13 protein-coding genes and 1 tRNA gene are annotated in these 15,065 nt (G+C 50.1%); 6 read left to right on the top strand and 8 right to left on the bottom strand.

Annotated elements, in window-relative coordinates; all coding sequences use genetic code 11:
• The first annotated feature begins 24 nt into the window (after positions 1-24).
• Positions 25-654, top strand: a complete 630-nt coding sequence (locus Pan161_RS23530) for a peptidylprolyl isomerase (RefSeq protein ID WP_232103444.1) — start codon at positions 25-27, stop codon at positions 652-654.
• 77 nt (positions 655-731) lie between these two features.
• Here Pan161_RS23530 and Pan161_RS23525 read toward each other — a convergent pair whose 3' ends face one another.
• A complete protein-coding gene (locus tag Pan161_RS23525) occupies positions 732-1,163 on the bottom strand; it encodes a GNAT family N-acetyltransferase (RefSeq protein WP_145231188.1) in 432 nt (143 codons plus the stop codon).
• A 390-nt stretch (positions 1,164-1,553) separates the two neighbouring features.
• Here Pan161_RS23525 and Pan161_RS23520 point away from each other — a divergent pair, with 390 nt between their 5' ends.
• Positions 1,554-1,910 (top strand): FKBP-type peptidyl-prolyl cis-trans isomerase, encoded by a 357-nt coding sequence (locus Pan161_RS23520; RefSeq protein WP_232103441.1) that lies wholly within the window; start codon positions 1,554-1,556, stop codon positions 1,908-1,910.
• A 153-nt stretch (positions 1,911-2,063) separates the two neighbouring features.
• A complete protein-coding gene (locus Pan161_RS23515) occupies positions 2,064-2,606 on the top strand; it encodes an inorganic diphosphatase (RefSeq protein WP_002647797.1) in 543 nt (180 codons plus the stop codon).
• A 191-nt stretch (positions 2,607-2,797) separates the two neighbouring features.
• Here the strand turns inward: Pan161_RS23515 and Pan161_RS23510 are convergent, their stop codons facing one another.
• The 5 genes from Pan161_RS23510 to Pan161_RS23490 all read right to left on the bottom strand — a co-directional run bounded on the left by Pan161_RS23510 (position 2,798) and on the right by Pan161_RS23490 (position 8,271).
• Positions 2,798-4,012 (bottom strand): S1C family serine protease, encoded by a 1,215-nt coding sequence (locus Pan161_RS23510; protein WP_145231186.1) that lies wholly within the window; start codon positions 4,010-4,012, stop codon positions 2,798-2,800.
• Positions 4,013-4,158: 146 nt separating this feature from the next.
• Complete coding sequence (locus Pan161_RS23505; RefSeq protein WP_145231185.1) at positions 4,159-4,827, bottom strand: hypothetical protein; 669 nt, start codon at positions 4,825-4,827, stop codon at positions 4,159-4,161.
• Positions 4,814-5,344, bottom strand: coding sequence for an RNA polymerase sigma factor (locus tag Pan161_RS23500; RefSeq protein WP_145231184.1), 531 nt, complete (start codon positions 5,342-5,344; stop codon positions 4,814-4,816). The genes Pan161_RS23505 and Pan161_RS23500 overlap by 14 nt, the downstream gene beginning before the upstream one ends.
• Positions 5,345-5,744: 400 nt before the next feature.
• The gene (locus Pan161_RS23495; RefSeq protein WP_145231183.1) at positions 5,745-6,542 is read right to left on the bottom strand and encodes an NIPSNAP family protein; all 798 of its coding nucleotides are present in this window, start codon (positions 6,540-6,542) and stop codon (positions 5,745-5,747) included.
• Between the two features lie 64 nt (positions 6,543-6,606).
• A complete protein-coding gene (locus tag Pan161_RS23490; protein WP_145231182.1) occupies positions 6,607-8,271 on the bottom strand; it encodes a CocE/NonD family hydrolase in 1,665 nt (554 codons plus the stop codon).
• A 379-nt stretch (positions 8,272-8,650) separates the two neighbouring features.
• On the opposite strand from Pan161_RS23490, the gene Pan161_RS23485 reads away from it, so the two are divergent.
• Positions 8,651-8,723, top strand: a tRNA-Thr gene (locus tag Pan161_RS23485).
• Between the two features lie 44 nt (positions 8,724-8,767).
• Here Pan161_RS23485 and mgtE read toward each other — a convergent pair.
• Positions 8,768-10,159, bottom strand: a complete 1,392-nt coding sequence (gene mgtE / locus Pan161_RS23480) for a magnesium transporter (RefSeq protein ID WP_145231181.1) — start codon at positions 10,157-10,159, stop codon at positions 8,768-8,770.
• Positions 10,160-10,907: 748 nt separating this feature from the next.
• On the opposite strand from mgtE, the gene Pan161_RS30720 reads away from it, so the two are divergent.
• Both Pan161_RS30720 and Pan161_RS23475 read left to right on the top strand, forming a co-directional pair.
• Positions 10,908-11,108 (top strand): hypothetical protein, encoded by a 201-nt coding sequence (locus Pan161_RS30720; protein ID WP_232103439.1) that lies wholly within the window; start codon positions 10,908-10,910, stop codon positions 11,106-11,108.
• Between the two features lie 19 nt (positions 11,109-11,127).
• Positions 11,128-11,595 carry a hypothetical protein gene (locus tag Pan161_RS23475; protein WP_145231180.1) on the top strand — a complete coding sequence of 156 codons (468 nt, stop codon included), beginning with the start codon at positions 11,128-11,130 and terminating at the stop codon, positions 11,593-11,595.
• 245 nt (positions 11,596-11,840) lie between these two features.
• Here the strand turns inward: Pan161_RS23475 and Pan161_RS31540 are convergent, their stop codons facing one another.
• A complete protein-coding gene (locus tag Pan161_RS31540) occupies positions 11,841-14,915 on the bottom strand; it encodes a redoxin domain-containing protein (protein WP_145231179.1) in 3,075 nt (1,024 codons plus the stop codon).
• Positions 14,916-15,065 lie beyond the last annotated feature (150 nt).

The following is a 15,065-nucleotide window of genomic DNA, read 5'->3' as shown; positions in this document are numbered from 1 at the left end:
GCGTCTTTTAAAGGAATGAAAAGCGTGATATCAAGAAAGACCTTACTGATTGTAGCAGCGGCTCTGAGCTCGTCTGTCTGGATGGGAAATCAAACTTCACTTCAGGCTCAGGCGCCTGAAACCTATCGTGTCAAAATGCAGACCACTCGAGGTACATTCCATATTGATGTAACTCGCAGCTGGTGTCCGAACGGAGCAGATCAGTTTTATAAACTGGTTCAAGCCGGGTTTTACAATGACTGTGCTTTTTTTCGAGTCATCGATGGGTTTATGGCGCAGTTTGGTATTAACGGTGACCCGGAAGTCCAGAAGAAGTGGCGGGACCGGACGATTCAGGACGACCCGGTGGTAAAGCCCAATCTCAAGGGGTACGTCTCGTTTGCCAAGACGGGTGCTCCTGATTCAAGAACGACTCAAATCTTTATTAACTATAATGACAATCGCAGGCTCGACGGGTATGGATTTGCGCCTTTCGGATTTGTGTCAGAGGCCGATATGAAAATAGTTGAGGCGCTCTACTCCGGATATGGTGAAGGATCTCCGGCAGGCCGTGGACCAACACAGGCAAGAATTCAGTACGAAGGCAATCACTATCTGAAGCGAGAATTTCCTCGCTTGGATTTTATTACAACGGCCTCGATTGTAGAAAAATAATCGTTCTGTTTTTCGGTGGATACGTCGATACCAGATTACAGCAGACTACGTTTCATTATTGACTGTATTGAAACTGTTCAGTCAGTGAGATGCGGTTGAAGAAAGAGCGCCTTTTTTTCCCCAGGTAAGGTGAAATCAAAACCACAGTTTTGAAAAAAGACATCTGAGGAAGTCACCACCATCACTTCGAGAATATTTCTTTGACGAGCCCGTTCAACACAGGCTGAAACCAGTTTTTTACCAACCCCAATTCCCTGCCGGTGATCGGCGACTACCAGGCTGCGGATCTCGGCCAGTTTTCTGGAATAGATCTCCAGTGAAGCGAAGCCGACAATTTCCTCGTTTGCTTCCACCTGTTCCACCGCGACAAACCCGGTTTCCACTAATACATCCAGTTCTTCCGATGTCCGAGGTAGAATCTTTTCCTGCTCCACAAAGGGAACAATAAATTCAGCAAGTTTGCTGATATCCTCATGTTTTGCAGTACGGATGTGAATATGCTGAATCATTTAAGAAGAACTTTGTTACATAAGAAAGTGTTGATTTGTTCGCTCTCATTGTGGAGCGTGAACATCGCAGATCGTGACTGCAGGGGCGTGTACTCTTTTTCTGATAGTCGGAAAAAGGCAGACACCCTGGTGGTGCAACTCAAAGGCCTATTGGTTATGGTATCGCTTACGACCATTACTGATGTCACGGCCGCAGTATAATTGATTGCCGGTAGATAAGGTAATGAGTCTATGAAAAAATCTCAGTTTTTAGTTTTATGTGGCTTTATCTGTCTGACTTTTACTGGTTGTAAAGGCTACTTTCAACCACAAGAGGATTCAGGTTCGGTCTCGGTCAGTTCCGATTCCCGGGCACACAGAAGATCCAGATCAGAAGAAATGGAAGTTTACGTGAGTGATGAATCAACGCCAGGTTATTTGTCTACAGCAAGTGGCTTGAAATACCGAATTGTTCGCGAAGGTAGCGATATTAAACCGGGAGCGACAGATCATGTGACCGTACATTACCGCGGCACTCTGGAAGACGGTACTGAATTCGACAGTTCTTACAGTCGCGGTCAGACAATTTCGTTTCCGTTGAATGGGGTGATTCGGGGATGGACTGAAGGTCTGCAGTTGATCGGTGAAGGGGGCGAAGTCGAACTGATTATTCCTTCCGAACTGGGATACGGTGCCCAGGGTATGCCACCGGTGATTCCTGGCGGGGCGACATTACACTTCCGGGTTGAACTGTTTAAAGTAAATTAACCTGTGTCCAGATTGGCTGCTGCGTCTCCGGGGCTATCTGGGCTGAGTATGCTACAACGAGACGCACTGGTGAAATGAGATACGTTCCAGTTGATGACGCGCACAATCGGCTGATCTATTTGTAATCTATCGAATCAATTCAGGAGAGAAACAGTGACCCACTGTTGGCATGATGTGACTCCGGGGCAGAACCTGCCTCGCGATTTCACCGCCGTGATTGAAATTCCGACCTTTTCCAAAGTGAAGTATGAGTTGGATAAAACTACGGGCCTGCTCAGGCTGGACCGCATGCTTTATTCCGCGGTCCATTATCCCGCCAACTATGGGTTTATTCCCCAGACGCTGGCTGAAGATGATGATCCGCTGGACGTACTGGTACTCTGTCAGGAACCCGTTGATCCCTTGACGATTCTGGATGCCCGGGCCATCGGCGTGATGACCATGATCGACAGCGGTAAGCCAGACCATAAGATTCTGGCTGTTGCAGTCAATGATCCGGAATATAACCCGTTCACAGAAGCTTCCGAACTCCCGCCACACCGTCTGGCGATGCTGAGACGCTTCTTCCAGGATTACAAAATGCTGGAAGGAAAAACGGTAGAAGTAGAAGAATTCCAGTCAGCTTCCGCCGCGTTCCCCATCATTGAAGACTCTTTGCAACGCTATAGCAGTCAGCGACGCCGCGGCTTCCTGTAAGATGCCCGCGTGTTCGCATTGATTCAAATAAAAAAACAGCTGTTCCTGTATCGGAAACAGCTGTTTTTTTATGTCTAGAGCGCACCACATTTAACCATAGCGTCTCACAATCTATGATACTCGGTCCAAATGGCCCAAATGGCCCTGGAGACGCTACAGTAAAACTGGACACAGTCTAAATGTCAGAGCGATTAAATCGGGTTATCCGCATGGATCTGGATGGTTGGGATGCGAACCCGATGCAAAGCGGCTCGAATCTGTTCCTGAATGGCTGGCGTCAGTTGTTTCAATTCTGAGGTGAAAACCTGGTTACCGAGAATCTGGTTCACGTTTAGCGACGGACGATTTCCCAGGTGATGGTCGAGTTCGACCATCCGAACCGATCTTTCTTTTGTGGTTCGACTGAGAAAGACACGCGTGAAGCGATTCTTTCCCTGCATGTATGGTTTGACCTGCAGGCGAAAACTGGCTTTCCCCTGCAAGGCCATTTTTAGTTCCTGCAATCGCTCGTTGATCATCATCTGAACGTGGCTGGGCATGTCGATAGTCTGTTCTGTGATCTCATCGATACTTCCTTTGAGCTGATGTGTCTGGAGCGTGTCGGTTTCGTCCTGATAGCTGATCTTGACAGAGTAACCATCTTTGATACTGCCCACGAATAAAAGACAGAGGTTCTGCGTTGTTGTCACCGGAGCATGGTTGAACCCGAGTCGTAACTCGCGGCCCTTCGTGTTTTTTTCACCAGAGCGGGCTGCGATGGGGCCTTCCTGCTCGGAATCAGTTGGGGGCGCTGTGTCTTCTTTATCCTTTGGTTTCTTCGGAGGTGGGGTGTGCCCCACTGGTTTCACGGTGAATTTATAATTTCGATACAACTTCTGAGTGAGAGTCACTTCGATCGTCTGTTGTTTGGAAGCGCGGATCACACCCAGTTCCACTTTACTTCCTTTGGGGGAATCCAGTACGTATTTGCGGAGCGTGTCAGAAGAGGTGATTGCCTGACCGTTAAATGTCGTCAGCACATCATACATTCTGAGGCCTGACTTTCTGGCGGGAGAATCGGGCAGGACCAGCTTGACGCTGACTCCCTGACCTTCTTTCATCATATCGTTCAGTTGAGCAGCCAGGGCGGCTTCAACAGGTTCGGTGACGATGCCTACGAAATTTCGCAGGTGGGCTTCTCCCGTAGGACTGCTGGTGACTTGGAACCGGGCTTTCGCGCGACTGGGGTCAGAGGCCTCTTTGGAAGCAGCGGGCATTGCCTGTTTTGCTGGCGCTGATTTATCTTGTTTGACATTTGCCTGGCCTGGTTTTTTCGCCGATACCGGCTGGTCATCTGCGAAAGCTGCTTGACCGGCCAGCAGAGAAAAAATGAGACCGCCCGTTATGAACCGTCGACACTGTTTCATTGTACTGCCTTGAATTGATTCGAGAAAGACCGCTCCCTCACCTGATAACGCAAACGTTTCCGTTCAGGATCGATCCTTCAAGTGGCCCGTAATAATATTTCCTACTTATCCGCTGGTGGTAACATTAATTTCGCAGTATCAGTTGATTACTGACCGTTCCCGCCACTCTCGTCTCCGATCAGAGACAGACCGGCTTTGTTAATGGGGACAAAATCAATGGTTAATTCCGGCATTGACATTTTAACGTTGGAACCCGTCTTTGGATTCTCAACCGTAATGTTCGTCCATGAGAGTTCTGTTCGCTGTTCGACAGGTCCCATTTCCGTATTATAAAGTGTGATATCAATTGATTCATGAACATTATTATCGACCCTGGGGGTCATTTCCATCGGGCTGTTGCCATGATCGACGACAACCAGTGTGTTGGAATCCAGTTCATCCGAATCGTCAGTATCTGTATTTGTATTTGCTGGTGGAGTGTGATCTATTTCAGATTGAGCCGGTATGATACGATCGACGACTACAGGATTTTCTTCTGGTTGAAACTGAATCAATCCAATTCCCACAGCCAGGCAGGCACAGAGTGCCGAAGTCAACAGGCCCAGTTTAAAGGCCCGATGTCGTCTGGACGCGAACGGATCAGCGGTTTCGTTTCCCACAGTCTGAATCTGCCGGAATCGTTTCTCAAACTCTTCATCCGAGGCTTCGGAAAGTTCCTGAAGCTCTGGAGGCATCTCCTGCTGAAAATATTCGCGCAGAACACTCTCCAGCTCATCCTCATCCTCGAGCATTCCTGAAGTGTCATACGGTTTCATGATCTATCCCCACTTTTTCCAACTCTTCACACAGCCGCTTTCTCGATCGAGAAAGCCTCATATCAATCGCTGACGTTGAAGTATTGAGCGCTATCGACATTCGTTTTGATGACCATCCTAGTGCATAACGAAGTACGAGAACCTCACGGTCCTCGGCTCGAAGTTGTTGAAGTGCTAGCCGGACTCGGCTGTTCCTCTCTTCTTTCTCCAGACCCTCCGATGGATCTGAAGGTTTACCTACAATACTGTCTAAATAGTCTGCAGGCCTTGCTGCATGATTCTGCCGACGGGCATAGTCGCGCAGCCAGTTTTGAGCAACAGTCAAAACCCAGGCCCGGATATTTCGAATTGACTCTATTTCTTGTGATTGTAAACGTACGAATGCTTCCTGGAGCGCGTCATATGCACGATCTGAGTCTGAGCATTGAGCATATAATAATGCCCAAATTTCTCGACCATCACGCAAATAGACCGCCTCAATCTCTGCCGACCACCGATTGGCCTGCTTATCAGGCATGCAAATTCCAATACGTTAGAAGAGGGATAATCTAAGTTCATTGGAGAGTGTCAGCTGCGAAATTCATCTTTGCCAGCCTTAACAACACTCTGCTAACTCACATGCACTAGAATAGACGGTATCCAGATCAGAATCTAACCTCCATTCAGCATATTTCAGGTTTCGGAACAGATTCCAACCCTCCCTGCCCCCACTGTTTAACATCGTAGAAGAGGACAGAAAACAGAAGGCTGTTCATATCTTGTTATTTTGTAGTTACTTACAAAAATATACTTCCTGGCGTGAGACCAAGTCGCCTGCGATTGCGAATCTCACTGAACTTCGAAAAAAGGGCATAGGAATCAGTGAATGCCAGTTGGTATCTAATAGAAGATATTAGCCAATCCAGATGTGTTGTGAACTACTGAATCGCCGAAAAAGGCAAAGGTTCCAGGTACCAGTTGGTGATTTTGGATACAGTTCCTTTGTATTTGTCCATCATTTTCATGCGGTCCCATTCCGGGTGAGAACGAAATCCCTCCCAGTGTTTCTCATGCGCAGCGCGATTGGGGGCAGACAGCATGTACGTCAGATTTGGTACATCGTCGCCAATCAGCATCTCACCAAAGAAGACAGGCGCCAACTTCACATCTTCCATAATGCCAATCTCACCGGAGTTGAACATGTCGACTTTCAGTTTCGCCAGCTTCTCGTTGTGGCTCTCGTAAGTCCGCAGTTCAAACAGATTCGGGCCTTTTCCTTCCGGCGTTTTTAATTGAGGCATGCCTTTAAAGGCTTTCATCAGTCGGCTCTCAATCCGCGTGAACGCGGGAGAGTCTTTGGGGTAAGAGAAGTACTCGGCGGCAGCCTGGTGGTATTTTTCGTCGGTTTCCAGAACATCATTCAGCGTTGAGAACTGATCCAGCGAATTAAAAGGAATCAATACGTACAGGGAGTGATCATCTTTGGTGTCGATCTGTTTGAAGACACCAACCTGGTTGATGCCCGCCCGTTTTAATGCCGGCAACAACGCCTGCTCCAGATAATTGCTGACAATCACCTGCTTGTCGGCTGAGGGAATGCGATAGATGCGCAGCTCGTAAAACTGCTGTGTCGCTTTCGAGTCAGCGGACTGCACGCTCTGAGTTACTCCCAGCGCCACGGCGGCACCTACGGTACCCGCCAGAAACTGTCGTCGGTCGGTTTTATTCTGATTCATGTTGATCCTCGTTTTTATGGGTAACTGATGCAGGTTTGGTTCGTATCAAAAACGCCCGTCACGATTACTTTTTGACGGGTACCAGAATGCGGGACGCGTTTTGCGGGCTGTGGTGAATTTTGTTTTTTGCCACAACCACTTTTTCAGGAAATTCAATTGTGATCGGTTCGCCTGTATTCGGGTTGGGCTCGTAGAAGGGCGCCCCCGTCGAAGCGACTGTCACACGAATACGATGCCCTTTGTTGAATACCTGGCTCAACCAGCCGATATTGAACGGGACTTTGTAAACTTCTCCCGGCTCCATGAAGACCTGCTGTTCATAGCCATCCCGATAGCGGGCTCGGCGGATCATATCAATGATCAAAATCGAACGCCCGTCCGGATACACGTCCGTCACGCGAACGATGAAATCCGTATCTTTCGCCGAAGAAGAGACCAGCAGTTCCGCTTTCACATTGCCGGTCCACTCGACCGGTTCGGTCAGGGGATCGGTGGTGAAGGTGAGTACGTTCTCCTGTTCTTCGACCTTGCGGGCATCGCGGGCACCGGGGAAGCCGCGGGCTTCAATCTTGTCCGGGTTCAGAGGATCGGCAATGATCTGGGTGAACGCGTCACCATCGGTTGGTTTGGTTGTTGCCAGCTTACCTTCAGGCTGGAGATAGTAAGGTGTTTCGACGGTCTTAATCGGCCAGTCATCCACGGCCCGCCATACGTTGCCCGGCGCACCCGGCTCTCCGACTGCTCCCATCGCGTAATAACGGACGTTGGGATCTTTCTCGATACCGTTGTCGACCCCTTTGAGGTAATGATCAAACCAGCGGATCATCTCGGTCATCATGTCGAAGTTGGCATTCTCCGGATAAACCATTTCGCCGACTTTGTTGACCTTATTGAAGCGACCATGCAGCCAGGGACCGACATATAGCTTCTGCTGACCTCGCGAATTCGGGCCTCCCTTATGCTCGCGACCGATAAAACTCTGCACCGAACCGACACACATAAAGTCATACCAGCTGCCGACGGTAAAGCAGGGGACATTCATCTTGTCAAAATGCAGTGAAGCGTCTTCCGCTCTCCAGTAATCATCGTAATCCGGATGCGAGAACCATTCTTTCATCAAAGCCCGGTTGTGGGCAGGCACGCGGCTGACAGCGTCCATCCCTTTAAACCGATTCGGCTTGGCAGCACCGCCGATGAAATAACCTTCATCATACAGACTGAGGCCGGTATCGATCATGAACTGACAGACCAGGTGTGGCGGCTGGGTGACCGCCAGATAGTTCTGAGCATAACCGGCCTGCGAACTGCCGAAGGTCCCGATCTTGCCGGTCGACCAGGGCTGTTTAGCCAGCCATTCGACGACATCGTAGCCGTCCCGTTTCTCGCCCCACTGCAGATCGCGATAACCGACCCAGGTTCCTTCCGATAACTGCGAGCCACGGAAGTTGACGCCACACACGACATAACCATGAGAGGCCATTTCCGCGAAAGAGAGTCGTCCCCCTTTACTCCGCAGGCTGGCGTACCGCTGTTCCATCAACACCGGCCAGGGACCTTTCCCATCGGGAATATACAGGTAAGCTGACAGTTTGACGCCATCCCGCATGGGAATCATCACATGTTTTTCGGTGACGCCTTCATAATCAAGCGGGGGATCGGCGGCGGACAGGAGGGAGGGGGACAGAAGCAGTGCAGCCAATAGCAGGCAGGCAGAGGCCAGTTTGTGCATGGGTTTTCTCCGGCTGGATAATCTGGGTAGGAATTGTTCTTCTTCGATTGTGGCTAACCCCCGCGCAGACAGCAAGGATAAACACGGTTTGATCTGAAGTCTTGTCCCTGAACCGATTTCAGCTCCTGACAGCATTGACACACGCGGCAGGCGGTATCACAAAAACAGGGCAGCCATTACAGGCGTCAAATTTGCCTGAGAAATCAGTTTATCAGGGACGAAAAACGGGCAGAATCCTTTCGTAAACCGAAAAAAGGGGGTATGCTACCGCCAGAGCCCTGTTCAGGATCGTAATTTCCGAAACCGGCTCCCCACGATTCTCGCCCGGCGAACCTGTGCTGCGGCTGATGAATCTATCAGTGACAAGCTGAACCTCAACGCCGCCGTAGCTCAGTTGGCAGAGCAACGCATTCGTAATGCGTAGGTCAGGAGTTCGACTCTCCTCGGCGGCTCTTTTTCTTTCCCTTAATTGTCTGCTGTCAGAAATCTTCTCAAATCAAATCAGCCAGGGGAGCAGGGCCTGGGCGAAGGACAGGACGAGGAAGAAGCCGCACATGTCGGTGAGGGTGGTCAGGATCGGGCCCGAAGCGAGGGCGGGGTCCAGTTTGAAGCCTTTCAGCAGCAGCGGGATCAAGGCGCCCAGGCAGACCGCCATCAGCGTGTTCAAGGCCAGTGCTCCGCCGATGACCAGGCCGAGGTAGGGGTTGCCTTTCCAGATGTAGGCGACACCTCCCAGTAAAATACCGAGGGCGAGGCCGTTGACGATTCCCAAACCGAATTCCTTGCGGAAGACGTGTAACCAGTCGCTGGGTCGGATGACGCCGAGCACCAGTTCCCGCGTGCTGACCGCGATCGCCTGGTTGCCGCTGCAGCCACTCATGTCGGATACGATGGGCAGGAAGACCGCCAGCGCGATCACACTTTCCAGCGTCTCTTCGTACATGGCGATGATACTGGCGGCGACAATATTCAACAGGATGTTGATACTGAGCCACGACAGGCGGCGGGCACTGCGGGTTTTGAGGGGCAGGCTGCGGAGTTCTTCACCGCCCATAATCCCCGCGAATCTCAAGAACGTTTTACCGGCCAGTTCTTCGCTCGCCGCTTCCACGTCTTCCCGCCGAACAACGCCGACCAGTACCTTGTTCTCATCGACCACAGGCAGACCAAACAGCGGGTGTGCATCGAAGAAATGCAGCAGATCCTGCAGCGGGGTCATATCCGGAAAGCTGTGTGGATTGGCGATCATCATTTTAGAAAGCTTGCGGCCGGGAGGTGCCATCAGCAGATCGCGGAGTCGCAGCACGCCTACAAGCTGCAGGTCGGCGTTAATGACATAGATATATTGCACGTTGTATTCGGCGTACTTTTCGGCATTTTTACGGAGGTCCGAAACCACGTCGTCGACCGTCTCTGTCTCCTGGAAAGAGAGCAGTTCGGTGATCATCAGCCCGCCGGCACAGAGTCGACTGTACTTGGACAGAAAGCGGACATTCTCGGCCTCTTCCGGGTCCATCTCTTCCAGGATGGCTTCGGACTGGGCATCTGTCAGTTGATCCAGCAGGTCGACCTGCTCATCGCTGTTCATCTCATCAAAGATGTGAGCGGCCTGTTCTGCGGATAATGTGGAGAGTAATTGTCCGGCCTGCAGTTCGGGGAGCGACTCCATCAGGCGGGCAGCGTTTTCGTCATCCAGCAGCGCGATGAACTCATGCTGTTCTGTCTCCGACAACTGCGCCATGATGCGCGCATCTTCGCCGGGAGGAAGTTCCTTGAGAAACGTATGCGCGGCGTCAGGGTCCCCGGCGGCGACGATCTGCTCCAGCTGATCCCAGGCATCAGGTTGTTCAATGCTGGTCTGTTCTGTCGGTTCATCCGGTTGATTCATCTGGTTGTATCCATTTCATTTGACGGAATTCAGAAGCGCATAGTTCTGTTTCTGGCTGAAAAACAGGTATATATGACTGGCGTTTGTTTCAACCCAGGAGTTGGGAACGCGTCACTCGTCTGGGATTCTTCACGCAGTCTACACTATTGAAGTGGACGCGACAAATCCTGCAGAGGGGGGTTACAGCAATGGAATTCGTTGAATTGACGCCGAAGCATTTTAACTGGGGAGAGGTATCGCAGTTAAAGAACAGCAGAGGAGAACCTTCAATGATCTCTGTCTGTCGTGAGATTTCTGTCTGTCGTGAGATTACTGATCAGTAAGAGATAACCAGGCAAGTTCCGACATCCTGTCGGTTTACTCGATCTCAGAGAGATTTTGTAACGGCATCCCTGCTTTGATACTCACCTGTGAGATGATCTTATGCTCCTGTTGCTGATTGTCAACGAGGTTCAGCGAACAAAAAAATAGAATGTCAGAATGTCGCCGATACGACAAAAATTAAGGGGTTTCCTCCTGCGATTCATGGGTTGATCTGCTGTACCCAAGAGGGATGCTTACCATTTTAATGCACATCACACCACATGATCCGGGGGAAGTTGATGTGTTCTGCAAACGGTTGCAGAGCCCGATTTTGATTAACTGGAGAATTCAAAAATTCATAATTGAAAGTTTGCCTGTTCGCAGAGGGAATAGTTATGATGCGGTATGAGTTCAGACTCAACATATCTTGCTTCAGCCGGGCAGAATGCTGACCATAAATGAGCTCACTGAGATCATGAATATTCCTGATGCTGGCGATGCGCTGGCGATTCACTATCTGCTGCTCTTTGTTTATGGAGAACTACTCAAGCGGGCTGCCATCTGTCTGACCAATGAAGAGGGGGCAGAAAATACGCGACGAATTCTGAGTTTCAATCTACTTAATTACTTTTATTACGGACCGTAATTTAAAACAGGGCCATGATATGAAAACTGCCAAACGAAAATCCAAATCTGTGGAGCGAGTCAAGTTTTTGTCAGTGCTGCTGCTGATCACATGTCAGGTTTTCAATTCGCCACCAGTTTCCGCTAATAATAACGTTTATGATGCGGGGGAGTTCGAAGGGGCAGTCTGGAAATTCGAGATGACTTCTAAAGCGGAACGGCGCAAGACATTGCACGGTCGATTTCGAGTTGAAAACAATGTTTTGTATCAGAAAAAAACGCCTGATGACCCCAGCTACTCTAAAGCGGTAGGCAAAAACTATCCCAAAAAACTGAAGACCCGCATGATACTCACCGATTTTCGTGCATTCACTAAAAAAGGAAAAGTTGTGACGGACTTGAAGGGGAGTTTCTGGTTGGATTTCAATCGTCTGGGACACTGGTCCGGGACTATGATTGATGGAAAAGGGACTCACTGGAAATTTAAATGTGTTCGTTTTCAGGAATAAAATAAGATAGATCTTCTGTCACTCTGAACAGGGTTCAAACTAAAGAATCGCTTATCTGGATCAGGTATGCAGCGAAAATCAGAGAGTATGCCAGCAACTGGAAGTATTTCTGGCTGCCTCTGAGTGTTCTGATGAGTTTCTCTCTTGACTTGTTTTAGACTGTGTCCAGTTTTACTGTAGCGTCTCCAAAGCCATTTGGACCGAGTATATCAGATTGAGAACGCTATGGTTCAATGTGACTCGCTCTAGTTCTTCTCATCCAACAGCTGGTTCACTTTCTGGAGGGCCTGTCGGAGATCGCCGACGAAGGTCAGATTTCCGTGCTGATCAATGACCGCCATTTGGGGTAAGTCGCGTACTCGAAAATGCTGCATGGTTTTACCGAACCAGCCGGCTTCCTCAGGGCGTTGATCGATGGCCAGCGTGTATTTCAGGTCTTTCTGTTCTGCAATGGCCTGCAGTTGAGATGTTGAGGTGTAAGAATCATGCAGTCCGATGAGCACAACAGGTTGTTCTGCATATTTTTTGTATGCGGCTTTCATTTCAGACAACTGGTCCATGCTGTTGGCATTCCGGGTTCCCCAGAAGTGGATCAGGGCCACTTTTCCATTCAGGTTGGGGGCTGCTGTTTTTCCATCCGCCGTCAACCAGAGGGCTGGTTCCAGAGTGGGGGCGTGTCTGCCGAGCTGAGGCTCTGTTTCCATTTCGTGGCTGTAATAGGGGTTCCGCTGCAGGTAAGCGGCGAAATCGCTGACTGGTCCAGACAGGATTTTCTTCGATTCATGATTCCCGGCGATATAGCTGATATTGTCAGGCAGTTGGCGGGAATCAATGAACTCAGTCCCCGCTGGTAAGGCAATCGCAAAGGCATCTGCGGGAACGGTCGAAAGTATTTCTGCCTGTTCAATCAGTGTGACTTCCAGACGCTGGAGTTTTCCCTGGTAAGTCTTCCAGTTGATGTGCATCCCCGGCAGGATCAGGCCATTGGCCAGCTTATACGGGGCAAATGACAGCTTGACTTGTTCGGACTGATGAGAATGTATCTGGTAAGAAGTTTCGAAAATAAAACCGGTGTCCTGATCCAGGACGCGGCGGAATACTCTCTCGTCACTTTCTCTCTCATAAATGATTCTCTGTCCTGCCTGGCTGATATTAACGTCGGGTTTCTTTGTGTTTTTGGGGGCAGGAATACGGTTGCGGAGTGATGGCCACTCGCAGAAGTCGTAGGGGGATGCAACATGGAAATTGATTCTTCCTCTGCGGTTCAGGTTAATCCCGGCCTGATTACTCATGCTTTGATGATGAATTGTTTTCCAACCATCGGTCATCGTGGTGAGATTGGGCAACGGCTGACCGGACAGATTGAAGAAAAGGGGAGGGCGAGCATCAGGGTTGAAGTAGCGTGCTTCATGCTTGAGAGTGCCCTGCGCTGTCAGCACCTGTTTGTACCAGTCTAATTCACCAGTGTAATATTTGTTGAGTAACGATTTGATATCAGGCAGCTCATACGGATCCAGTGCGCGTAAATCTTTGAGCAGGTTCTCTGTATCGACAGATTTTCGATAGATTGAGACTTTCTGTGTGGTGATGCGCAGGGGAGTGAGCCGCAGCAGTTCCGACTGAATGTGCCATTTCTTCTGAATCTCGGGAACGTAAAGCGAATTTTTACGAGGCTGTATCTCACTGGCGACCAGGTGTGTGGGAAGAAATTCCGCCGGTGTCAATTTGATAGTCACTTCCGTGACCTGACCTGCGGTGAGTTTGATCCGCTCTGAGCGACTGCCTGCTGCCTGGGACAGTGAGAAAGGTTCGGCGACAACAAAACGGCGCGTACCTGGTTCCATAAAGGCCTGGATTTCTCCGGCATCGTTTGTAAAAGGATAATCGACGTAAACGGTCTGCGTGGAGACCGGGGTCTGTTCTCCCGAGTCATAAGTTTCGTAATTGAAGCGGACTCCCGGAATCGGGGCGCCGGTTTTCGCATTGATGGCTTTCAGTTTCACAATCGCCGCCGGGTTGAGTTTCATGGTGACGTTGGGGGTGTCGTTCCTTCCAGAAGCTTCTCGTTTGGGAACAAAATACTGCTGGCTTAAATACAGAAAGGGCTGATCCGGATTGGGTTCTGACACCAGCTTGTATTCATCCGGGATGAGCCTGAGCCGTGCTTTTCCCTGGCTGTCTGTTCGTGCCTGGATGCCACTGCGTCGCACTTCGCCGATAGGATGAGCTGTCACAAGTACATTGGAAACCGGCCGACCCGAGTCGCTTTGCACAACGCGGACAGTGACATCACGCGGTGCGGTAAACTGATGGTTGACTTCGCCAGCATAACCAGCGGCGACTGTATTTCTGGAATTGCGGGACTGGCTGGCGGTGACCAGAGTAAATTGCCAGGGGTCGAACTCCGGACCCGGATCGATATTGGCAGAATAACTGGTGTCGCGGCGGAGTTGTGTGAATTCATAACGTCCCTGCGCGTCGGTATAGGTTTCACGCATTGATAAAGGGACTACGGAAAAATTGATAAACGAATCATTCTGGTTTGAATAGGGATTCTTCTGTTTGAGATATTCGCAGGAACCTGTTCTGTGAGGGGTGGTACTCAGTGGGCGATCAACATATCCCAGTTGCACTTTCGCGTTTGCCAGGGGATGTCCCTGCTTATCGGTGATGACACCTTTCAGTTTCGCCGGTGTATCAAACTGCAGATCAATGACGATCGGTTCATTCTGATAAAAGGCGCTTGTCGTAGACTGACTGTTTCGATCTCTACTGTCTGTTTCTTCCGGACGCGCAGCGGGGCGATAGGTGCGGGTGGGATGCCAGGTGAGACCGTAATTCTCTTTCGTGCCGAAGACGATAAAATCACCTTCATCCGGTCTCGAGCGCGAATCGCGATTGTTGATCACAAACAGTTGAACGTCTTTGAGTACAAAATGCCCGTACTCATCGCTGCGAGTATGCCCCCGGAGTTGTTCAAAATCACTCGGGATAATCCAGCCGCGACTGGAAACATAGATGTCAGCGTCTTTGACCGGATCGCCTGCAGTATTCCGCGCCGTACCCGTGATGGTAACACGATGCAGTGTTGCGCCGTGTCCGCCAAGCTGGCCCGGCTCATACAAAGTTTCTACCTGCGGTGGTCGACTCGCTGACAGTTCTTCTGGTTCTGCTGCCATCAGTGGAGCCTGCCAGAGACTCAACTGGAATGCTCCGAAGAGAGTGAGTAATGTCCAGACCCACCATGAAAACCGGTAATTTCCTGATTCTGAGTCGCGAAAACATACCATCACATTTCCCCCGATTTGATTTTCTTCCATGGCTTACGTCTGAAGCAATGGAAGATGCGGATGTATATTTGTGGGTTCAGGGCAAGTATACACGGTTGCAGGTCGGAAATGCAAAGAGGATCTTCAGGATTCAACGGCAGCAGGCGTGTGATATAAGTCCAGGTGGGACTCTATTGAATC

Origin of the sequence: Gimesia algae (assembly GCF_007746795.1) — a bacterium.
GTDB lineage: Bacteria > Planctomycetota > Planctomycetia > Planctomycetales > Planctomycetaceae > Gimesia > Gimesia algae.
This window is presented reverse-complemented; position numbering and strand designations above follow the sequence as displayed.